Genomic DNA, 20,607 nt, shown 5'->3' on the forward strand with positions numbered 1-20,607 from the left:
CGATTTTGCGGTTTTTTGCCTAGGGTAGGAAGCCCTCCCCGATACTTTCGAAGCGAACAATGGAGGCACCTAGTAGGCAACGCCGAACAGTTAGCAATGAACTACTCGGTCGTTGGAGTAAAAGGGCAAACAATCTTATGAAGAAGTTTTTCCCCATCCGATTCAGGAATAGAATCGCCACCCACTTTCCAACAACACTCGCTTTCAACAAGGAAATCTCATGACAAGGATGGTTGCTGTTTTAACCCTATTTGGTTGCATGACGTCGACCTCGGCATTGGCGGCGTCTGATTGTCCCCTTCCGCAGGGAATGCAGGCGTCCATTGGTGCGTCGAAAGAAGCTATCGCGGCCAGGCAGGCCGGGGTCGCCAAGGATGTTTTGCTTGCCAGGATTACCCCTTCTGCCGACGGACAGATGTCTCGGATGCTCAAGAATATCGTCGACGAGGTTTACGACTATCCGGCGTTGCGCCCCGAGGTGTATGCGGCCTACCGGTTCGAGCATTGCTTCGTTTCGCAGCAGCACGCCGAACAGGTGTCGGCACTGAAGTTTGCCGACGTCTATCCGCTGCTGAAGAAATGTGAACAGATCGATCCGGAAGGGGCGCGAGCGCCTTGTGCGATGCGTGTCGTGCACACCGTAACAGGCATTCCCGAGTAAGCGGGTGGCAGAAAAAAACGAAGGAAAAAGAAGTCGGCACACCAGACTATCAATGTTGACTGAACCACCGCCTTCGCGGGCAAGCCCGCTCCCACAGTGTCTGGTGTCGTTCGCAATTTCTGTGCTCGACAAATAAACCTGTGGGAGCGGGCTTGCTCGCGAAGAGGTCGGCACATTCAACATTGATGGCGACTGATACACCGCTTTCGCGAGCAAGCCCGCTCCCACAGGGGTTCTGGGGTGGTAACAAATATCGCGCCACCACCGACCACTGTGGAGCCTGCTCGCGATGATCCTGAAAGGATCCTCTAAAGGCTCACGCCGACTTCAACGCAAACCGCGAAACCGGCCGACTCAAGCCGTAATGCTCCCGCAGCGTCGTCCCCGCATATTCCTCCCGAAACAGCCCCCGCTTGCGCAGGATCGGCAGCACTTCATCCAGGAACACTTCAAACCCCTCAGGAAACGCCGGTGGCATCACGTTGAAGCCATCGGCAGCCCCACTGCGGAACCACTGTTCGATCAAGTCGGCGATCTGCGTTGGCGTTCCCACCGGCACCCAATGCCCGCGGGCGCCGGCCAGGCGGTTGATCAGTTGGCGCAGGGTGGGCTTCTCGCGGTCGACGATGTCGATGATCAGTTTGAAGCGGCTGGCCTGGCTTTCGTCGCCGTCGAAGTTGACCAGGTGTCGTGGGAATGGTGCGTCCAGGTCCTGATCCGACAAGTCAACGCCCAGCAAGCGGCGCAGTTGCCCCAGGGCGACGTGTGGCAGTACCAGTTCGTTGAGTTCGTCGAACTTGCGCTGGGCCTCGGCTTCGGTGCTGCCGATGTAGGGGCTGATGCCGGGGAGGATTTTCAGCTGGCGGGGATCGCGCCCCACGGCCCTCGCGCGGTTGCGGATGTCGTTGGCGAATTCGGTGGCGCTTTGCAGGGTCTGGTGGGCGGTGAAGATGGCTTCGGCATGGCGCGAGGCGAAATCCCGGCCGTCCTCGGAAGAGCCGGCCTGCACCTGCACCGGCCGGCCCTGCGGCGAGCGTGGCGAGTTGAACGGGCCCTTGACCCGGTAGTGGGTGCCGACGTGGTTGATCGAATGCACCTTGGCGCCGTTGGCAAATACGCCTGCGGTCTTGTCCAACACCAGCGCGTCGTCCTCCCAGCTGTCCCACAGGTCGCCGACCACCTGCACGAATTCCTCGGCCTTGGCGTAACGGTCTTGGGCCGGTGGATGCTGGTCCAGGCCGAAGTTGGCGGCTGCGGCGGCCAGGGAAGTGGTGACGATGTTCCAGCCGGCGCGGCCCTTGCTCAGGTGGTCCAGCGCGCTGAATGAACGGGCCAGGTTGTAGGGTTCGCTGTAGGTGGTACTGGCGGTGGCGATCAGGCCGATGCGTTCGGTCACCGCGGCAATCGCCGCCAGCCAGGTGATGGGCTCGAATCGAATGCGCAGGCCTTCACGGTCGCTTTCGGCCAGGGACGGCGAGTCGGCGAAGAAGATCGCGTCCAGCTTTTCCCGTTCGGCGCGTTGCGCCAGTTGCTGGTAGTAGCCGATGTCCATGGACGCTTCCGGCACCGACTGCGGGTGGCGCCAGGCGGCTTCGTGGTGACCGTTGGGGTAGATGAACAGGTTGAGGCTGAGCTGGCGTTCGGACATTTCCGTTCCTTAAAAATGACGATTAAAAAGATAAGGCGGTGCGCCTCAGTGCAACTCGGCAAAGTCGCTCAGCACGTCATCGCGCAGGTTGATAAAGCGGCTGTCACTGCGATTGCGCGGACGCGGCAGATCGATGTCGAGAATGCGGCGGATGCGCCCAGGATTGGGCTGCATCACCACCACCCGATCACCGAGGAACACCGCCTCGTCTACATCGTGGGTGACCAGGATCATGGTGATTTTTTCCTTGGCCCAGATGTTCTGCAGCTCGCCCTGCAAGCGCGCGCGGGTCAAAGCGTCGAGGGCGCCCAAGGGTTCATCCAGTAACAGCACGCTCGGCCGATTGACCAACCCGCGAGCGATGGCCACCCGCTGCGCCATGCCGCCGGAAATCTGATGCGGGTAGGCCTCGATGAAGTCCTGCAGGCCCACCAGTTCGATGTGCTCGCGCACGGTGTCGCGTTTCTGCGCGGCGCTCAGCGGCGAGTTCTTCAGGCCCACGGCGACGTTCTGTTCGACGTTGAGCCAGGGGAACAAGCGGTGATCCTGGAACACGATGCCGCGCTCAAGGCCCGTGCCCTTGATCGGTTTGCCATCGAGCAGGATGCGCCCGTCGAACTCCTCGTCCAGGCCGAGGATCAGCCGCAGCAGCGTGGATTTACCGCAGCCGCTGGCACCGACGATGCTGATGAATTCGCCGGGGGCGATGTCGAGATCGATGTTGTCCAGCACCTGCAATTGCGTTGAACTGCCCGGTCGCGAGGTGAAGCGCTTGCTGATGTTTTCCAGAGTGAGGCTGTTGTTCATGCTGCGATCCTTTTCAATGTTTCAATCAGCGAGGAGCGATGCCATACAAACGCTGCATCCGTCGTTCGAGTGTCCGGGCCAACGCGTTCAGTCCCCATCCCACCAGGCCGATAATCACCATTCCAAACAGCACCAGATCCATCATGAAATGCTCGCTGCCATCGATCAGCGTGTTGCCGATGCCCTCCCCCGAGACCAGCAGGTACTCGGCGCCGATGGTCGCCAGCCAGCTGTAGACCAGCGCCAGATACAGCCCGGTGAAGATCGACGGCAAGGCGGCAGGCAGCATCACCCCGACGATGGTTTGCCAGCGGCTGAAGCCGTAGACCCGCGCCACTTCCAGCAGATTCGGCGGGACGTTGCGCAAGCCGTCGCAGGTGTTGACCACCACCGGCACCAGCGCGGCCAGCGACAGGAACACCACCTTGGCCACGTCGCCCAGGCCGAACCACACCGAGATCAGCGGGATCCAGGCGAACAGCGAGATTTGCTTGAAGGTATTGAAACTCGGGCCGACCAGACGCTCGAAGTGCCGCGAAAGACCCAGCAGGCAACCCAACACCAAACCGAGCGCTGTGCCAATGAAAAAGCCGCTGAGGTTGCGCGCCAGACTCGCCGAAATCGCCCGCCAGAATTTTTCCGAGGTGATCTGATCCCAGGCCGTTACCGCGACTTTTTCCGGCGAAACCAGCAGCCCCGACTCGCTCCAGCCGAGGTTCGACGCGAGCCACCACAGGGCGACCACGGAGATCGGCAAGACCCAACCGCGATAGCGATGGCTGCCGTTGGAAATCGAAAGAGTCGCACTCATCACCGCTGCCCTCCGAGGGTTGGCCGACCACGATTGAGGCGCTTCTCGGCGTAATCGAAACCCCGATCGATCAGCAGTCCGAGGGTCCCCACCACCACTACAGCGGCCATGACCAAATCGAGTTGAAACAGCTGACGCCCATAGACAATCAGGTATCCCAGCCCTTCACTGGAGGCCACCAGTTCGACTACCACCAGCGACAGCCAGGCCTTGGTGAAGCCCAAGCGAAAACCGGTGAACAGCGTCGGAATCGCCGCCGGCAGAACGATGGAAGTCACACTTTGCCGACGGCTGAAACCGTAGGTCCGCCCGACTTCCAACAGATTTTTCGGTGCCTGACGGAACGCCTGCAAGGTGCACAGGGTGATCGGCACCAAGGCCGCCTTGGCAATCAGCACGTACTTGAGCGTCTCGCCGATGCCGAACAGCAGCAAGGCGAACGGCAGCCAGCCCAGCACCGGAATCTGCACCAGCGCATTGAAGGTCGGCAGCAGATAATCCTCCAGCGTCCGCGACAGTCCCATGGCCAGGCCCAGCGCTACACCGAGCAAGGCGCCAAGACCGAATCCGACTACAACCCGTTGCAGGCTGGCCGATGCGTTGAGCCACAGATCGCCGCTGCTGACCAGGTCCGACAGCGCCTGATAAACGTAGGCCGGCGGTGGCAGTACCTGCTCCGACAGCCAGCCACGCTCCACTCCCAGGTACCACAAGCCCAGCAACAGCAGCGGCAACAGCCAGGGCAAGGCCTTGTCACCCAGGTTCAGGGACCAGGCCGAGGTGCGCTGCACCTCGACCTTGCGCACCGGGCGAACGGGTGACGGTGGAAGACGTTTGACGTTGTCGCTCGGCAATGCCGGCGCCCCATACTTCTCGAGTCTTGCGGTCTGTGCCCTGGCCATCTGCTTAGCTCCTTTATTTGGCGGTCGTCGTGGCCGCTACTGCATTACCCGCTGGCTGTTTGCCGTCCGGGCCGTAAGACGTCCAGTAGCTTTCCAGTCCTTTGGCCTTGAGGGATTTCTGCAGGTAACTGGTCTCGAACCAGCCATCGATGCTGATCGGCCGGCGGATGAGTTTTTCTTCCTTGGCCTGCTCCGCCACCGCCTGGTATCGACTGATCAGGAAGTTATCGACCAAAGGCGATGCCCTGTCCCTGAGGGTGACGCCGGTGAAGTCGGCACGCAGTGAATCCGCGGGGTCGTTGCTTTTGGCCCACTCGGTGAAGACCGCGTCACGATTGCTCTCGTCCGACGTCCATTTCGCCGCATCCACCAGCGTATCGACTACCTTTTGCACGTTGGCCGGGTGTTCCTTTTCATAGGCACCGCGCACCACCAGCGCCGTCTGCCGGGTGTAGCGCACGTTCTGCTCGGGGTTGTCGTAGACGATGTCGATCAGGCCTTTGTCCCGCAGCTTGAACAACTCGCGACCACCGAAGGCGGCATCCACGCCATTGGAAATGAGAGCCGCCTGTGAGCTACCGGTATCGAGGTTGATGACCTTGATATCGCGCTCGGTGAGGCCGTGTTCCGCCAGCAGATTGATCATCACCAGATGGCCGTTGGTGCCGCGGAAGATCGCGACTTTCTTGCCCTTCAGATCCTCGATGGTTTTGAGCGGCGAGCCTTTGGGCACCGCCAGGTAGAGGTTGGCGCGCACGCCAAGCGCCGCCAGCAATTTGGTGTCCAGTCCGTTGGAGCGCCCGACCACGGCCGGCAGATCGCCCTGATAGGCGAAGTCCAGCTGCTGATTGGACAAGGCCTCGTTGACCGCAGGCCCAGCGCCCTTGAAGAAGAACCACTGCACTTCAGTGCCGGTTCCGGCGAAGGCTTTTTCCAGCAGTTGCTGATTGCGCACGATGCCCAGAGGCGAACCGCTGAAGGTCACCGGATCACCGCCACCGGCTGTCGCGACACCGATGCGCAACACATCGGCTTCAGCCACGGGGATCGCAAGTACCGCAGCCAGTGCTGCAGCGATGCTGCCTTTTTTGAACAGACGAATGCCGTTGAGCTTCATGTGAGCCTTCCTTGTATCGATGAGACTGGCCTGTCAGGCGGCGAGGTGTTTTTTGTCGGCTTCGGTTTTCGGCGAGCGGGCATCAGGCGTCGGCTTGAGCGCCTGGCTCAGGCGCCCGTCCACGCCCACCGGGACATCGCCGTCGATGGTGGTGCGACGCACGATGCGCTGGGCATCGCCGTAATCGTTGATCGCAATGTGCTGGGTGGCGCGGTTGTCCCAGATCACCACATCCCCTTCATGCCAGCGCCAGCGTACGGTGTTGTCGACATGGGTAATGCGGTCATGGAACAGGCGAATCAGTTGTTTGGAGTCGTTAGTGTTCAACCCCTGGATCTGTTTGACGAAGTGCCCCAATAACAAACTTCTTTCACCGGACTCCGGATGGACTCGTACTAATGGATGTTCGGTTTCGTAGATCTCGGCGGTGAACTGTTCGCGATAACGCTTGAGCCCGGATTCGTCGGTATTACGCGGTGCGGCGTAGTCATATAAGTTGGTATGAAGAACCCGAAGATTATCGGCGAGTTGTTTTAATGGTTCGGGTAGGTCGGCGTAGGCCGTTGCCGTATTGGCCCATACGGTGTCTCCGCCGTAAGGTGGAATGACTACACCACGCAAGATGGACACTTTCGGGTAATTGGCGACAAAGGTGACATCGGTGTGCCAGGAATTGGCGCGGGTTTCCTTGGCGTCCAGGTGCAGGATCGCGGCGCTCTGTTCCGCGGATCTAACGGTGGGATGTGGGACCTGATCGCCGAAACGGCGGGAGAAGGCTTCATGCTCGGCATCGTTGAGATGCTGGTCGCGGAAGAACAGCACTTTATATTTGAGCAGTGCCTGGTTAATGAATTCGAATTGTTCGGGGCTGATATCGCCGCCCAACTTTACGCCTTCGAGTTGTGCCCCAATTCGACCTGCAACCGGTTTGATTTGAATAGTCATCGAGCTACCTCCTGTCTCACGAGTTGTTGTGGGACAGATCATAAAGACATAAAAGCAGTGATGACTAATCACAAATTATTCTAAAGATAGAAGTTTGGCCATATAACAAATGAGCGATGTGATTTAATAAAAAGACATAAGTTGTTAGTTATTACGTAATAACTAAACATGCCCTCCTGTAGGAGCGAGCATGCTCGCGATGGTGGCGCAGGCACCGAGGGGTGTCAGGCAGCCAACGTTATCGTTAACGACCATCGCGAGCGTGCTCGCTCCTACAGGGTCACCGGGTTACGAGGTCATTTGAAAAAATGACTCGGCGTAGTCCCGAACTGCTTCTTGAACATGGTGCTGAACGCACTCGGGCTGTCGTAGCCCAGCACTCCGGCCACATCGATGATTTTCTCGCCCTGCGCAATACGCTCCAACGCCGAGAGCAACCTTGCCTGCTGACGCCACTGGCCGAAAGTCATGCCGGTTTCCTTGTGGAACAGGCGCTGGATGGTCTTGGCATCCAGCCCCAGTCGCGCGCTCCAGTCCGACAGGGTCGAACTGTCGCCGAGGTCCTGGCGCAAGGCGTCGCAGATGGCCTGGATACGCTGATCGACCGGTTGCGGCAAATGCAACGGCAAGGTCGGCAGCAGCGTCAGTTCATCGACGATCAGACGCATGATTCGCGCTTCCCGGGAGTCCTCGTCGACAGGGCCGGCGATGCTCACCGAGGTTTTGATCAGCTCGCTCAACAGCGCTGAGATACTCACCGCCCGGGTCTCATCCGGCAGTTGCGGAAAACATTCCTGTCGCACGAAGACGCTGCGCATTTTCAACGCACCCACGCAGCGGATCGAATGCACATGGCCGCTGGGCATCCAGATGCCGCGACTCGGCGGAACTGTCCATTGGTTCAAGCCTGAATGCACCACCATCACGCCCTCGATGGCGTAGATCAGCTGATGCTTGATGTGGCTGTGGGGCTTGATGAACCAGTTTTCCGGGTAATCGGTCGCGCTGGTGCACACCGGCCAGTCCACTTCGTCCATTGCGAGCACAAATTCTTCGAGTGATTTGTCCATGATGCCCTTTTTACGAAAGTCAGCGCCCGAATCGCGCGAGACAGGCAATTTCGCGAAATCTAGCATAGCGGCTGATCTACGCAATGCTCTTACTCAGCCTGGATGACGTGCAATGTCCTCAATTACGACCCCTTCTGCGACCGCTTCGGCGGCCAGCCAGACCAGCCCACTGGTCATGCGAGTGATCGGTGCCTGCGCCCTGGCGCACCTGATCAACGACCTGATCCAGGCCGTGCTGCCTTCGATCTACCCGCTGCTCAAGGCCAGCTACGGCCTGACCTTTACCCAGGTGGGTCTGATCACCCTGACCTTCCAGCTGACCGCATCGCTGTTGCAGCCGTGGGTCGGTTATCACACCGACCGTCATCCCAAGCCCTGGCTGCTGCCGGCCGGGATGGTCTGCACGCTGATCGGCATTTTGATGCTGGCGTTTGTTGGTAGCTTTCCGGCGATTCTGGTGGCTTCGGCGTTGGTGGGGATCGGCTCTTCGACCTTCCACCCGGAAACCTCGCGAGTGGCGCGTCTGGCGTCGGGTGGTCGTTATGGTCTGGCACAGTCGACCTTCCAGGTGGGCGGCAACGCCGGCACCGCTTTCGGTCCGTTGCTGGCCGCGGCGATCATCATTCCTTACGGCCAGGGCAACGTGGCCTGGTTCGGCCTGTTTGCGGTATTCGCGATCCTGGTTCTGTTCGGCCTGAGCCGCTGGTACCGCGCGCACCTGAACCTGTTCAAACTCAAGCAGGGGGGCAAGGCGACCCACGGCCTTTCCAAGCGCCGCGTGACCTTTGCCCTGGTGGTGCTCGCGCTGCTGGTGTTCTCCAAGTACTTCTACATGTCCAGCTTCACCAGCTACTACACCTTCTACCTGATCGAGAAGTTCGATCTGTCGGTGGCCAGCTCCCAGCTGTACCTGTTCCTGTTCCTCGGTTCGGTGGCAGCGGGCACTTTCTTCGGCGGGCCTATCGGTGACAAGATCGGCCGCAAGAAGGTGATCTGGTTCTCCATCCTGGGCGCCGCGCCCTTTACCCTCGCCCTGCCCTATGTCGACCTGTTCTGGACCAGCGTGCTGAGCGTGTTCATCGGCTTCATCCTCGCCTCGGCGTTCTCCGCCATCGTGGTGTTCGCCCAGGAACTGGTGCCGGGCAACGTCGGCATGATTGCCGGTGTGTTCTTCGGCCTGATGTTCGGTTTCGGCGGCATCGGCGCCGCGCTGCTGGGGCATCTGGCGGACATTCATGGCATCGAATACGTCTACACACTTTGCTCCTTTCTGCCGCTGCTCGGCATCATGACCATCCTCCTGCCGTCGACCAAAGGGGTTTGACGAGGACGGGCCACCTTCGGGTGGCCTATCCTGTTGATTCAACCCATCACGCCGGTCGTTCCCATGTCCTCCCCGGAAACCAGCCTGCTGCAGAGCTGGCAGCACAACGCCCAAGCCTGGATCGAAGCCGTGCGCAGCGGCGCTATCGAAAGTCGTCAGCAGGTGACTGATCGGGCGATTTTGCTGGCTATCCAGAGTCGCCAGCCCGAGCGTGTGCTGGATCTCGGCTGCGGCGAAGGCTGGCTGTTGCGGGCGCTGGCGGAACGCGGGATCGAGGCGGTCGGAGTGGATGGCGATGCGACGCTGGTGGCGTCGGCGCGGGCAGCTTGTTCTTCGCAGGTGCATTTGGCGAGCTATGAAGCGCTGGCCTCAGCACAGGTGGATATCGGCAGGGATTACGACGTGATCTGCGCCAATTTCGCCCTGCTGCACCAGGACATCATTCCCCTGCTCGCCGCCATGAACGCCTTGCTCGCCCCCGGCGGCGCGTTGGTGATCCAGACGCTGCATCCATGGACCGCAGCGGCGGGCGATTATCAAGATGGTTGGCGAGAAGAAACCTTCGCCAGCTTCAAGGGCCAGTGGCAGCCCATGCCGTGGTACATGCGTACCCTGTCCAGCTGGATCCGGGCGCTGGACATGGCCGGCCTGCGCCTGGCCGAACTGCAGGAACCCCAGCACCCGCAAAGCCCCGTCCCGCAGTCTTTACTGCTAGTGGCCACGCCCCAAACCCTGTAGGAGCGAGCACGCTCGCGATGGAGGCCCAGACACCGCGGGGCATCAGGTAGCCAGCGTTATCGATCACGACCATCGCGAGCAGGCTCGCTCCCACAGGAAGCGGGCCCAGATCCAATCAGGAGATCACCATGCGCAAACTCATCGTCGCCGCCTTCATGTCCATCGACGGCGTCATGCAAGCCCCCGGCGGCCCCGAGGAAGACCGCAGCGAGGGCTTTCGCTTCGGCGGCTGGATCGTGCCCTACGCCGACGAAGTGTCCGGCGAGGCCGTGATGGATCTGTTCGCCGAGCCTTTCGAATTGCTGTTGGGCCGGCGTACCTACGACATCTTCGCGGGCTACTGGCCGCAGATAAAACCCGAAGCCGAAAACCCCATCGCCGACCTGTTCAACGCCGTGCCCAAGCACGTGGCCACCCATCGGCCGGATTCGCTGGATTGGCATAACAGTCGGGTGCTGGACCCGGATGTCGTCGGAGCCGTGCGCGCGCTCAAACAACAGAACGGTTCACAGCTGCTGACCCAGGGCAGCGGCGATCTGGTGCGTCAGTTGTTGGCGGCGGGGTTGGTGGATGAGTTAAGGCTGATGATTCATCCCGTTCTGCTGGGGAGTGGCAAGCGGTTGTTCGGGGATGATGCGCAGGCTTCGGCGTTTGCTCTGGAGCATTCCATCACCACGCCCGGTGGTGTGCTGGTAGCGCGGTATGTGCGTAGTGGGGAAGTGGAGGTCGGAACCTTCGGTTAAACCCGAATATCGGGTGCAGCCATAACCCTGTGGCGAGGGGGTTTACCCCCGTTGGGCTGCGAAGCGGCCCCTGTGTTCTTCCAGACAATGCGTGCATTCAGGTTTTGCGACGGCTTCGCCGCCGAACGGGGCGGTGCGACGTTTCGCTAAACCCCCTCGCCACAGGGTCCCGATCAAGGTCAGATATCGAGCAAGGAAACCAATCGCGATTCCATTACATCAGGCAGCACGTCCAGCAACGCCACCGTCACCGGCAACCTGAACCGCCTGGGCCCCGCACTCCCCGGATTGAGAAACAACCGCTCCCCCCGCCATTCAATCACCGGCTTGTGCGAATGACCGGTAATCACCAGCCTCGTCCCCTCCTCCAGCAACGCCGGCACATCCGCTATGTCATGCACCAGCAGCACCTGCCACCCCTCAAGCTCGAACCGCAGATGATCGGCAATCCGCCCCGCCCAAGGCAGCTTCAGGTCATTGTTCCCACGGACTACATACAGCGGCGCAATGGCCTCCAGTTGCTCAAGAATCTCCGGCTTGCCAATGTCCCCCGCGTGAATGATCCGCTCACAACCCTGCAATGCCTCAAGGGCCTCGGCGCGGAGCAAACCATGGGTATCGGAGATCACGCCCACCTTCATGCAGAACTCCATGACCGATTCAAAAACATGCCCTGATTATTCGTCTCCACCTAGCATCCTGCAATCACACAAAAACCTGTGCGACCTGAGTACAGCCGGGTAAATCAGTTCGGCTATCCGGCCGCCATCGCGGGCAAGCCCGCCCCCACAAGGGTTTGTGCCGACCACAAATTTCGCAACCGACACAAAAAAATTGTGGGAGCGGGCTTGCCCGCGAAGAGGGAGTGTCAGTGCCGTAGATGTTGGCTGACACACCGCTTTCGCGAGCAAGCCCGCTCCCACAATGGGACTTTCTGTACATCTGGGGAATTTGGTTGGCTACAAGGCCGTCTTCGCGGGCAAGCCTTGCTCCTACAGGGTTATGCGTCAGGCCGAGGGACGCATCAGAATCGCCCAGGCCTCGGCCGTAAAGCTGTAGCTCTTGTCTACCTGGTAATCGATGACCCGCTCTTCGCACAAGCGCTTCAACACTTCACGCACGCTGATGAACGAACACTCTACCGCCGAGGCCTCAAGCCAGGCGTGGGTGCCGTTCACACCGATGCTGCGGCCTTCCCGGGCGGCGACCAGCAAGGCGTCGATGACTTTGAGGCGGATCAGGCTGGTGCGCAGACCGTAGAATTCCAGCAGTTCGCGGATCGGTTTGTTGGTGCGTGGAGCGGTCGGGGCCTGGAGGTGGTACATGCGAAGAGTCCTTTTCGAAAACGTTTGGCATTTGAATTGGTGATGTTGTTTTTGACGTTTTTTTACCAATTGCTCCGTTAGAGTGCTGCATCGGTCACACAGGTAATGGTTGATGAAACCCTCTAACCCTCAAGATTCAGAAGACGAGATCCTCACTCAGGCCGCGCACTGGTGCCTGCGTCTGAATGATGAAACCTGCACCGCCGAGGAGCGGGCGGCGTTTCAGCAATGGGTCCAGGCCGATCCGCGGCACGCGTTCGAGTACGCGAAGATGCTGGAGATCTGGGATCTGAGCGACGAGCTGCCGAACGACCCGCGCACCGCGAAAAAGCTGCTGACCGATCCGCCCTCCCGTCACCACGGTGTGCGCAAGATGTAACCCGCTCACAACACACCTTCCTCGACCTTTACCGAGCGACGCTTGCGCAGCCGTTCGGCCAGGGTCAGCACCGAAACAAAGAACACCGGCACGAACAACACCCCCAGCACCGTCGCCGCCAGCATCCCGCCGATCACCCCGGTGCCGATCGCCCGCTGACTGGCAGCGCCCGCACCCGTGGCCAGCGCCAGCGGCACCACGCCAAGAATGAACGCCAGCGACGTCATGACAATCGGCCGAAAGCGCAAGCGCGCCGCCTGAGACGCCGCCTGCGCTAGGCTCGCACCCTGCGCGTGCAACGCCTTGGCGAACTCGACGATCAGGATGGCGTTCTTCGCCGCCAGGCCGATGATGGTGATCAGCCCGACCTTGAAATACACGTCATTGGGCATGCCCAGCACCGTCACCGCCGCGACCGAGCCGAGCATGCCGATGGGCACGATCAGCAGCACCGCAAAGGGAATCGCCCAACTCTCATAAAGCGCCACCAGCACCAGCAGGACCATGGTCAGCGACAGGCCCACCAGCATCGGCACCTGGTCGCTGGCCTGCTGTTCCTGCAACGACAGCCCCGACCATTCCAGGCTGAAACCGGCCGGCAACTCTCGGGCGATTCTCTTCAATTCCGCCATGGCTTGCCCGCTGCTGTACCCCGACGCCGCTTCGCCGGAAAAACGCAGCGACGCCGAGCCGTTGTAGCGGCCGATCTGCAATGGCCCCACCTGCCACTCGAATCGGCTGAAAGCTTCCAGCGGCACCAGTTGGTTTTGCCGATTGGGCACTTGCAGGCGCAGCAGCGCCTCAGGCGTTTGCCGACTGCTGCCATCGGCCTGGACGATCACCCGCTGCATGCGCCCCTGATTGGCGAACTCGTTGATTTCCTCAGAGCCCAGCGCCGAGGCCAGCGCGGCGCTGATCACATCGAAACTCACGCCCAGGGTCTCGGCCTTTTCCCGGTCGATGGTGACGTTGATCTGCGGTGCATCGGCCAGTGCATCCTCGCTCAGATGCCCGATCACCGGCGAAGCCTTGGCCGCCGCCAGCAACTGAACCCGCGCCTTCTGCAGCGCCTCGTGCCCCTGCCCCGCCAGATCCTGCAGGCGCAGGTCGAAACCGCTGGCGGTACCGAGGCCGTCCACCGGTGGCGGCACTACGCTGTACAGCGTGCCGTCGGGCACGTCTTCGAAGGCATCGTTCGCCTTGCGCGCCACCGCCTTGCTCGACTCGCCGCTACCGCGCTGCGACCAATCCTTGAGGGTGAGATAGGACATCGCAGCGTTCGCGCCTTCCCCTGAAAAACTGAAACCCAGGATCGCCAGCACATGATCGGTCGTCGGTTGTGCCAAGGCATATCGCTCCCAGGCCTGCAGCGTCACGTCGGTGCGCGACGCCGAAGCCGCCGGCGGCAGCTGGATATCGGTGACGATGTAGCCCTGATCCTCTGAGGGCAAAAATGAAGTCGGCAGTCGCGCGTAGGCATATGCCAATACCAGCAACAACAGCAGGTACAAACCCATGCTGCGGGCGCTGCACCTGACCCAGCTCGCGCCCAACCGCTCATAACGTTGAGCCAGTGCCTCGAAGCGTCGATTGAACCCGCGCATCCAGCGGTTGCCATGGGACTGATGCGCCGGATCGAAAGGCTTGATCACCGTGGCGCACAAGGCCGGCGTCAGGGTCAGCGCAAGGAACCCGGAAAACAGGATCGACACCGACAACGTCATGGCGAACTGCTGATAGATGATCCCCACCGAACCACCCATGAACGCCAGCGGCAGGAACACCGCCGACAGCACCAGGGTGATGCCGACAATCGCTCCGCTGATCTGCTTCATCGCCTTGCGGGTCGCGGCCTTGGGCGACAGATGCTCCTGGCGGATCAGGCGCTCGACGTTCTCCACCACCACGATGGCGTCGTCCACCAGAATGCCGATGGCCAGCACCATGCCGAACAGGGTCATCATGTTGATCGAGAAGCCCAGCGGCGCCATCACCGCAATGGTCCCCAGCAGACACACCGGCACCACAACTGCCGGAATCAGCGTGTAGCGCAGGTTCTGCAGGAACAGCAGCATCACCAGAAACACCAGGACCATGGCTTCGATCAGGGTGTAGATCACCTGATGGATCGCCACGTCGACGAAGTACGAGGTGTCGTAAGGCACGCTGACGGTCATGTTCGCCGGCAAGGTGCTGGACAGTTGCTCGAGCCGCAACTTGATCGCCTCGGCGGTTTCCAGCGCATTGGCCCCCGGCGCCAGCTGCACGGACATGGCCGCCGCCGGCTTGCCGTTGAGCCGCGCGTCGAAGCGGTAATCCCTGCGCCCCAGTTCCACCCGCGCCACATCGCGGATGCGCACGCTGGAGCCGTCGTCGTTGGCGCGCAGTACGATGTTGCCGAACGCCTCCACCGACTCCAGTTGCCCCTGCACCATCACCGTCGCGGTGATCTGCTGGTCGGCCGGCCCCGGTCGTTCGCCCATGCTGCCGGCGGGCACCTGGGCGTTCTGCGCGGCGATGGCCTTTCCGACATCGGCCATCGACAGGTTGTAGCCCACCAACTTCGCCGGATCGACCCAGATGCGCATGGCCCGTTCGGAGGTGTACATCTGCACCCGGCCGACGCCGTTGACCCGGCGGATTTCATTGTTGACGGCGCGGGCCGCGTAATCGGCCAGGCCGATGGAGTCCTGTTGATCGTCGGTGTAGGACAAGGCGTAGACCAGCAGGAAATTGGAGCGCGCCTGATCGACCTTCAGGCCTTGCTCGATCACTGCCCGGGGCATGCGCCCGATCACCCGTTGCAGGCTGTTCTGCACGTCGACCTGTGCCAGGTCGGCATCGGTGCCCGGCTTGAAGGTGATGGTGATGCCGGCTCCACCGTTGGCGCTGTTGGATTCGTGATAGATCAGGCCCTTGAGGCCGTTGAGTTCCTCTTCGATCAGACTGGTGACGTTCTGGCTGACGATCTGTGCCGAGGCGCCGGGGTAGTTGGCGCTGACGGTGATTTGCGTCGGCGCCACGTCCGGGTATTGATTGACCGCCAGCGTCCCGAGGGTCAGCAACCCGGCGAGCGAGATGAACAACGCGATGACCCAGGCGAAGTTCGGACGATTGATGAAAAATTCCGGCATCGAAAACTTCCGTCAGTTGCGGGCCTGTTGCCCGGCCAGTGTGATGACGTTGACCTGCATGCCGGCGCTGACTTTGTCAACGCGCTCGACCACCACCTGATCCCCGGCGGACAGCCCCTGGGTGATCTGCCAGTCCGAGCCCTGCATCGCGCCGGTGCTCACGATCCGCTCGCGCACCACGCCACCGGCGTCCACCAGCATCAACCGCGCCTGACCATCGGTACCGCGCTGCACCGCCTGTTGCGGGACGAACAAGGCTTGCGGATCGACCCCGGCCGGCGCCACCACGCGCACGTACAGGCCTGGCAGCAGCAGATTGTCGGGGTTGGGGAATTCGCCGCGCAGGGTCACCTGACCGGTGCCGCGATCGACGGAAATATCGGAGAACATCAAGCTGCCGCGACGAACCTTCGGCGGATTGCCCACCTGCAGCGTGACCTCGGCGGCGCCTTGACCGTTGAGGCGCCCACTGGCCAGAGCCTGTTGCAAAGCCACCACCTGATCGGCGGACTGGGTGAAGTCGGCGTAGATCGGGTCCAGTTGCTGAATGCGCGCCATCTGTGTCGCCTCGTCCTGCCCCACCAGCGAACCTTCGCTGGCCAGCGCGCGGCCGATCCGGCCGCTGATTGGCGCGCGCACCTGGCAGTAACCGAGGTTGAGTTTTGCCGTGGTCACATCGGCCTGGGCCGTCAGGCGATTGGCCTGGGCGCTCTTGAGGTCGGACATGGCATCGTCGAAGGCCTGCTGGCTGACCGCGTTGATCTCCACCAGTTGCTTGAAGCGTTGGACCTGGGCATTGGCGCGATAGGCATCGGCCTCGACCTTGGCCAGTGCGCCTTCGGCGCGCATCAGCGCAGCTTTGAACGGCGCCGGGTCGATGCTGAAGAGCAATTGGCCGGCCTTGACGTCGCTGCCCTCCTGAAAGTGCCGGGTCAGCACCACCCCGGCCACCCGCGCGCGCACCTCGGCAATGCGCACCGGCTCGATCCGTCCCGGCAGATCGATGGTCATGGCAAAGGCCCGCGGCTGCACCGTCAGGGTCTTCACTTGCGGCACCGCCGCACTGGTGGCTGGTGGTTTGTGTTCACCACAAGCGCTTAATCCAAGCACCGCCAGCAACAGCCAGGCGGGCTTCATGGAGGCGAAAACCTTGTGCATTGTCACTCCCTGTCCAATGAAAAAAGGCCTGCCGATTGCGGTCGGCAGGCCCCTCTGTCGCAGTGCATCAGCGTAGCGGACGCTCGTTGATCGTGCTGGCCGCGCGGAACAGGATCTGCGCGACGAAATCGATCTCCTGTTCGGTGATGATCAGCGGCGGCAGGAAGCGCACGGTGGCGCCGTGACGACCGCCCAGCTCGACGATCAGCCCGTGTTGCAGGCACGCCTGCTGGAAGGCCTTGGCCCGGGCGGTGTCCACCGGCGGATGGCCTTGCGCATCGCGCTCGCCCTGCGGGTCGACGATTTCCATGCCGAGCATCAGGCCACGGCCCCGCACATCGCCGATCCAGTCGAACTCGCTCTGCAGCGCCAGCAACTGTTTGCGCAGGTGCGCGCCAACGCTTTCGGCGTGGGCCACCAGGCCTTCGTCGCGGATGAAGCGCAAGGTCGCGGTGCCAGCAGCCATCGCCAGCTGGTTGCCACGGAAGGTGCCGGCGTGGGCGCCCGGTTGCCACACATCGAGGGAATCGTTGTAGACCATCACCGACAACGGCAGGCCGCCACCGATGGCCTTGGACAGCGTGATCACGTCCGGGGTGACGCCCGAGTGCTCGAAGCCGAACATGCGGCCGCTGCGGGCGATGCCGCACTGGATTTCGTCGACGATCAACGGAATGCCGTGGGCCTGGGTCAGGCGCCGCAGTTCCTGCAGCCAGCGATCCGGCGCGGTGATCACCCCGCCTTCGCCCTGGATCGGTTCGAGGATCATCGCCGCCGGCGCGGTCACGCCGCTTTCCGGATCGTTGAGCAGGTGCTCCAGGTAACGCACGTTCAGGGACACACCCTGCTCGCCACCCACACCAAATGGGCAACGGTAATCGTGGGGGAACGGCAGGCGTTGCACGCCGGCCATCAAGCCGCCCAATGCATTTTTCGGCGAGAGGTTGCCGCTGATCGACAGCGTGCCCAACGTCATGCCGTGGTAGGCCCCTTCAAAGGCCAGTACCGAATGCCGGCCAGTGGCGGTGCGGGTCAGCTTCAGCGCTGCTTCCACCGCATCGGCGCCACTGGGGCCACAAAACTGGATGCGCGCATTTCGCGCAAAGTCGGCTGGCAGGCAGCCGAAGATTTCCTGGACGAAAGCGTCCTTGACCGGCGTCATGAGGTCCAGGGTGTGCATCGGCAGACCCGAGGCCAGGACCTGGGTGATGGCTTCGACGATCACCGGATGGTTGTGCCCCAGCGCCAGGGTGCCGGCGCCCGCCAGGCAATCGACGAACACCTGTCCGCGACTGTCCTGCACGTAGATGCCATGAGCCCGTTCCAGCACCAGTGGAATGCGCCGCGGGTAGCTGCGGGCGTTGGATTCCTGCTGTTGCTGACGTTCCAGCAGCGGCGTCGGATCAAGGCAGTACGGGTTCGACAGACCGGTGTGCAACAGGCGTAGCTGTGGCGCGCCACCGGATGTGGCATTCGAAAAAGCACTCATGATTTCCTCCACGGAGGCTGGGTTTGGACAGGACCAGAACGGCCTGAAAGTGAAAGCTTTCAGGTAACTAAAGCCTTGAGACCGGATGCGGGGAATCCTTTCCCCTTGTCCATGGTTTACCGGGGTTGCGTTACATGTCGTAGCGCAGGATCAGACCGGCGGTACGCGGTGCGCCAACATCGATGATGTCGCCGCTGCGGTTGTTGGTGACGTATTCCTTGTCGAAGGCGTTTTTCACGTAACCGGATACCGAGACGTTCTTGGTGACCTTGTACTCGGCGTTGAAGTTGGCCAGCCAGTAGTTGTCGGCCTTGCGCTCATTGATAACCTGACCGGCATCGTTGAACTCATACTCGGACGGGGCGGTGCTCTGCCAGACGACGTCGGTGTTGAGGGTCACACGCTCGTTCCAGCGATAGGTGGCGCCCATGGTCATCTTGTATTTCGGCGAGAAGAGGAAATCTTCGCCGCTCATGTCGCGACCGTCGCTGGTTTCGAAGTCCTTGTACTTGCCGTCGGTCACGGCGGCACCGGCGTTCAGGGTCAGCTGTTGGCCGAAGTCTTTTTCAACGGAAACTTCCAGGCCCTTGATATCGCTGCGGCCGGCGTTGAATACGTCGAAGAACTCGGTTTGCGGGTTCACGACGCTGACCTGCTGATCCTTCCAGTCGGTGTAGTACAGGTTGGCGCGGGTACGCAGGGTCTGATCCATGAACGAGCCACGGTACGACAGCTCGTAGTTGGTGGTGTACTCCGGATCGTAGGAGGTGTGACCGCTGCCGGCGCGGACGTTGACGCCGCCGCCGCGATAGCCACGTTGCACCATGAAGCCCACGAACTGATTGTCCGCCAACTCGTAGTCGATACCCAGCTTCGGCAGCACGGCATCGGACTTCTGAGTGTCTTTACCCGGCTCGGAGAAGTCATCGGCTTCCACGTCGGTGTGGTTGCTCTCGTGGTCGTAGCGCAAGCCGGTGATCAAGGTCCAGCGCGGGGCGAAGGTCCAGTTGACTTCACCGAACACGGCGCTGTTTTCGATCGAGGTATCGCCCTTGACCGTACCCAGCAGACGCGAGCCGTTGAACAGGCGATCGTGAAAGTTGTTGGTGTTGTGGCCGTAGTAGAGACCGGCGAAGCTCTTCACGTCGTCCGAGTTGTAGTTCAGGCGCAGTTCCTGACTGAACAGGTAACCATCCTGCTTGCGCAGTACCACCTGGTTGGCGGTGGACGACTGATCGAAGTCCAGGCGCGCATCGTAGTCGGAGTCGGTGTTGGCGGTGAGGCTGGTGATGGACCAGTCGTCATTGAGGCGATAATCGACCTTGGCGCTGACCGTGTCCTGCTTGAGCTTGTCGTAGGCTTCGGTGTTGGAGTCGATCTTGTAGTAACGGATCCGGTCGCCCTGGCGAACCACCGAGTTGTCGCCCTTGCGGCTTTCACCGTGGGCATAGGTCAGCAGCACATCGGTGTCGTCGTTCGGCAGGATCAGCAACTTGCCGCGACCGTTGGCGGTGCGGGTCGGGTTGGCGTCATCGCCGTTGAACAGGTTGTCGATGTAACCGTCGCCTTCCTGGTAATCCAGGGCGATACGGCCGGCAATCTTGTCGTCGACGATCGAACCGCCACCGGCGATCGCGCCACCGCGCTCACCATAGGTGCCGCCATTGGCCTGTGCCGAAAGGCTCGGCTCGAAGGTTGGATTCTTGGTCTGGATGACCACCGCACCGGCCAGCGAGTTGCGGCCTTGGGTGGTGGATTGCGGGCCGAGGAACACTTCGACCTGCTCGACGTCCCACAGCGGCATCGGGCTCAGGGTCAGCGCGCGGTTCGGTTGCACTGCGCCGTCGACGAATACCGACACGGCACCATTGAGTGCGGCGGGGCCCTGGTCATCGAAACCGGAAACCGGTACGCCACGGATACCCCAGTTTTCGTTGCCGGAGGTGTTGTAGATACCCGGTGTGCGGGCAAACACATCGACCAGGCTGTGGTCTTCTTTCTCGCGCAGTTGCTTATCCGTAACGACGGCTACACTCGTCTGGGTTTTCTCCAGGGAACGGTTGATTTTTTCACCCGTTACCGTGATTGGAGCAATCTCCACAGTGTTCGTTTGTTCGGCTGCCCACGCATTGTTGGTCAGGTAGATGGCCGACCCCACAGCCAGTGCAATTGTAGTTTTTTTGTAATTCACGCCCCGCTCCCCTGCGACAAAATTTGGTGTTTTTCTCAATGTCCAGAACGCTGATTTTCCCCAGCCGGCGGGAGTCTAATCCAAAAAAAAAAATAAAGGAATAAGATTGATAATGGCTCTCATTTGTAATAAATATGCCTCATTGTATCGGTGACAATACATTTC

At 61.2% G+C, this 20,607-nt stretch carries 18 protein-coding genes; 5 read left to right on the plus strand and 13 right to left on the minus strand.

Annotated elements, in window-relative coordinates; all coding sequences use genetic code 11:
• The first annotated feature begins 220 nt into the window (after nucleotides 1–220).
• Nucleotides 221–661, plus strand: a complete 441-nt coding sequence (locus ACW9JE_RS01400; RefSeq protein ID WP_457431612.1) for a hypothetical protein — start codon at nucleotides 221–223, stop codon at nucleotides 659–661.
• Between the two features lie 316 nt (nucleotides 662–977).
• On the opposite strand, the gene ACW9JE_RS01405 is transcribed toward ACW9JE_RS01400, so the two are convergent.
• The 7 genes from ACW9JE_RS01405 to ACW9JE_RS01435 form a co-directional block, all read right to left on the minus strand.
• On the minus strand, nucleotides 978–2,309 hold the full coding sequence (locus tag ACW9JE_RS01405; RefSeq protein WP_457431613.1) for an LLM class flavin-dependent oxidoreductase: 1,332 nt from the start codon (nucleotides 2,307–2,309) through the stop codon (nucleotides 978–980).
• A gap of 45 nt (nucleotides 2,310–2,354) precedes the next feature.
• A complete protein-coding gene (locus ACW9JE_RS01410) occupies nucleotides 2,355–3,116 on the minus strand; it encodes an ABC transporter ATP-binding protein (RefSeq protein WP_457431614.1) in 762 nt (253 codons plus the stop codon).
• 25 nt (nucleotides 3,117–3,141) lie between these two features.
• Nucleotides 3,142–3,927, minus strand: coding sequence for an ABC transporter permease (locus ACW9JE_RS01415; protein WP_457431615.1), 786 nt, complete (start codon nucleotides 3,925–3,927; stop codon nucleotides 3,142–3,144).
• A complete protein-coding gene (locus tag ACW9JE_RS01420) occupies nucleotides 3,927–4,829 on the minus strand; it encodes an ABC transporter permease (RefSeq protein WP_457431616.1) in 903 nt (300 codons plus the stop codon). The genes ACW9JE_RS01415 and ACW9JE_RS01420 overlap by 1 nt, the downstream gene beginning before the upstream one ends.
• A gap of 13 nt (nucleotides 4,830–4,842) precedes the next feature.
• Nucleotides 4,843–5,946: an ABC transporter substrate-binding protein gene (locus tag ACW9JE_RS01425; protein WP_457431617.1), complete on the minus strand. Its 1,104-nt coding sequence runs from the start codon at nucleotides 5,944–5,946 to the stop codon at nucleotides 4,843–4,845.
• Nucleotides 5,947–5,979: 33 nt separating this feature from the next.
• Nucleotides 5,980–6,891 (minus strand): TauD/TfdA dioxygenase family protein, encoded by a 912-nt coding sequence (locus ACW9JE_RS01430; protein WP_457431618.1) that lies wholly within the window; start codon nucleotides 6,889–6,891, stop codon nucleotides 5,980–5,982.
• Nucleotides 6,892–7,187: 296 nt separating this feature from the next.
• Nucleotides 7,188–7,961: an AraC family transcriptional regulator gene (locus tag ACW9JE_RS01435; protein ID WP_457431619.1), complete on the minus strand. Its 774-nt coding sequence runs from the start codon at nucleotides 7,959–7,961 to the stop codon at nucleotides 7,188–7,190.
• 112 nt (nucleotides 7,962–8,073) lie between these two features.
• On the opposite strand from ACW9JE_RS01435, the gene ACW9JE_RS01440 reads away from it, so the two are divergent.
• The 3 genes from ACW9JE_RS01440 to ACW9JE_RS01450 all read left to right on the plus strand — a co-directional run bounded on the left by ACW9JE_RS01440 (nucleotide 8,074) and on the right by ACW9JE_RS01450 (nucleotide 10,766).
• Nucleotides 8,074–9,285 carry an MFS transporter gene (locus ACW9JE_RS01440; RefSeq protein WP_457431620.1) on the plus strand — a complete coding sequence of 404 codons (1,212 nt, stop codon included), beginning with the start codon at nucleotides 8,074–8,076 and terminating at the stop codon, nucleotides 9,283–9,285.
• Between the two features lie 63 nt (nucleotides 9,286–9,348).
• Nucleotides 9,349–10,023 carry a class I SAM-dependent methyltransferase gene (locus ACW9JE_RS01445; protein WP_457431622.1) on the plus strand — a complete coding sequence of 225 codons (675 nt, stop codon included), beginning with the start codon at nucleotides 9,349–9,351 and terminating at the stop codon, nucleotides 10,021–10,023.
• Nucleotides 10,024–10,151: 128 nt separating this feature from the next.
• The gene (locus tag ACW9JE_RS01450; protein WP_457431623.1) at nucleotides 10,152–10,766 is read left to right on the plus strand and encodes a dihydrofolate reductase family protein; all 615 of its coding nucleotides are present in this window, start codon (nucleotides 10,152–10,154) and stop codon (nucleotides 10,764–10,766) included.
• A gap of 179 nt (nucleotides 10,767–10,945) precedes the next feature.
• On the opposite strand, the gene ACW9JE_RS01455 is transcribed toward ACW9JE_RS01450, so the two are convergent.
• Together ACW9JE_RS01455 and ACW9JE_RS01460 are read right to left on the minus strand one after the other, a co-directional pair.
• Nucleotides 10,946–11,407 (minus strand): metallophosphoesterase family protein, encoded by a 462-nt coding sequence (locus ACW9JE_RS01455; protein ID WP_457431624.1) that lies wholly within the window; start codon nucleotides 11,405–11,407, stop codon nucleotides 10,946–10,948.
• A 366-nt stretch (nucleotides 11,408–11,773) separates the two neighbouring features.
• The gene (locus ACW9JE_RS01460; RefSeq protein WP_457431625.1) at nucleotides 11,774–12,091 is read right to left on the minus strand and encodes a fe2+ zn2+ uptake regulation protein; all 318 of its coding nucleotides are present in this window, start codon (nucleotides 12,089–12,091) and stop codon (nucleotides 11,774–11,776) included.
• 112 nt (nucleotides 12,092–12,203) lie between these two features.
• On the opposite strand from ACW9JE_RS01460, the gene ACW9JE_RS01465 reads away from it, so the two are divergent.
• The gene (locus ACW9JE_RS01465) at nucleotides 12,204–12,470 is read left to right on the plus strand and encodes a FecR/PupR family sigma factor regulator (protein ID WP_457431626.1); all 267 of its coding nucleotides are present in this window, start codon (nucleotides 12,204–12,206) and stop codon (nucleotides 12,468–12,470) included.
• Between the two features lie 5 nt (nucleotides 12,471–12,475).
• On the opposite strand, the gene ACW9JE_RS01470 is transcribed toward ACW9JE_RS01465, so the two are convergent.
• From ACW9JE_RS01470 to ACW9JE_RS01485, 4 genes are all read right to left on the minus strand, one after another.
• The gene (locus tag ACW9JE_RS01470) at nucleotides 12,476–15,604 is read right to left on the minus strand and encodes a multidrug efflux RND transporter permease subunit (protein ID WP_457431627.1); all 3,129 of its coding nucleotides are present in this window, start codon (nucleotides 15,602–15,604) and stop codon (nucleotides 12,476–12,478) included.
• A 12-nt stretch (nucleotides 15,605–15,616) separates the two neighbouring features.
• Nucleotides 15,617–16,762 (minus strand): efflux RND transporter periplasmic adaptor subunit, encoded by a 1,146-nt coding sequence (locus tag ACW9JE_RS01475; protein WP_457431628.1) that lies wholly within the window; start codon nucleotides 16,760–16,762, stop codon nucleotides 15,617–15,619.
• 67 nt (nucleotides 16,763–16,829) lie between these two features.
• Nucleotides 16,830–18,251, minus strand: a complete 1,422-nt coding sequence (locus ACW9JE_RS01480; protein WP_457431629.1) for a diaminobutyrate--2-oxoglutarate transaminase — start codon at nucleotides 18,249–18,251, stop codon at nucleotides 16,830–16,832.
• A gap of 130 nt (nucleotides 18,252–18,381) precedes the next feature.
• Nucleotides 18,382–20,442: a TonB-dependent receptor gene (locus tag ACW9JE_RS01485; protein ID WP_457431630.1), complete on the minus strand. Its 2,061-nt coding sequence runs from the start codon at nucleotides 20,440–20,442 to the stop codon at nucleotides 18,382–18,384.
• Nucleotides 20,443–20,607: the final 165 nt, after the last annotated feature.

It is taken from the genome of Pseudomonas sp. SDO55104_S430, from assembly GCF_054070595.1.

Coding starts and splice junctions, on each gene's coding strand:
- ACW9JE_RS01450 (WP_457431623.1), top strand. CDS start 10,152: ATGCGCAAACTCATCGTCGCCGCCTTCATGTCCATCGACGGCGTCATG.
- ACW9JE_RS01415 (WP_457431615.1), bottom strand. CDS start 3,927: ATGAGTGCGACTCTTTCGATTTCCAACGGCAGCCATCGCTATCGCGGT.
- ACW9JE_RS01435 (WP_457431619.1), bottom strand. CDS start 7,961: ATGGACAAATCACTCGAAGAATTTGTGCTCGCAATGGACGAAGTGGAC.
- ACW9JE_RS01430 (WP_457431618.1), bottom strand. CDS start 6,891: ATGACTATTCAAATCAAACCGGTTGCAGGTCGAATTGGGGCACAACTC.
- ACW9JE_RS01475 (WP_457431628.1), bottom strand. CDS start 16,762: ATGCACAAGGTTTTCGCCTCCATGAAGCCCGCCTGGCTGTTGCTGGCG.
- ACW9JE_RS01425 (WP_457431617.1), bottom strand. CDS start 5,946: ATGAAGCTCAACGGCATTCGTCTGTTCAAAAAAGGCAGCATCGCTGCA.
- ACW9JE_RS01460 (WP_457431625.1), bottom strand. CDS start 12,091: ATGTACCACCTCCAGGCCCCGACCGCTCCACGCACCAACAAACCGATC.
- ACW9JE_RS01455 (WP_457431624.1), bottom strand. CDS start 11,407: ATGAAGGTGGGCGTGATCTCCGATACCCATGGTTTGCTCCGCGCCGAG.
- ACW9JE_RS01405 (WP_457431613.1), bottom strand. CDS start 2,309: ATGTCCGAACGCCAGCTCAGCCTCAACCTGTTCATCTACCCCAACGGT.
- ACW9JE_RS01445 (WP_457431622.1), top strand. CDS start 9,349: ATGTCCTCCCCGGAAACCAGCCTGCTGCAGAGCTGGCAGCACAACGCC.
- ACW9JE_RS01480 (WP_457431629.1), bottom strand. CDS start 18,251: ATGAGTGCTTTTTCGAATGCCACATCCGGTGGCGCGCCACAGCTACGC.
- ACW9JE_RS01400 (WP_457431612.1), top strand. CDS start 221: ATGACAAGGATGGTTGCTGTTTTAACCCTATTTGGTTGCATGACGTCG.
- ACW9JE_RS01465 (WP_457431626.1), top strand. CDS start 12,204: ATGAAACCCTCTAACCCTCAAGATTCAGAAGACGAGATCCTCACTCAG.
- ACW9JE_RS01470 (WP_457431627.1), bottom strand. CDS start 15,604: ATGCCGGAATTTTTCATCAATCGTCCGAACTTCGCCTGGGTCATCGCG.
- ACW9JE_RS01420 (WP_457431616.1), bottom strand. CDS start 4,829: ATGGCCAGGGCACAGACCGCAAGACTCGAGAAGTATGGGGCGCCGGCA.
- ACW9JE_RS01440 (WP_457431620.1), top strand. CDS start 8,074: ATGTCCTCAATTACGACCCCTTCTGCGACCGCTTCGGCGGCCAGCCAG.
- ACW9JE_RS01410 (WP_457431614.1), bottom strand. CDS start 3,116: ATGAACAACAGCCTCACTCTGGAAAACATCAGCAAGCGCTTCACCTCG.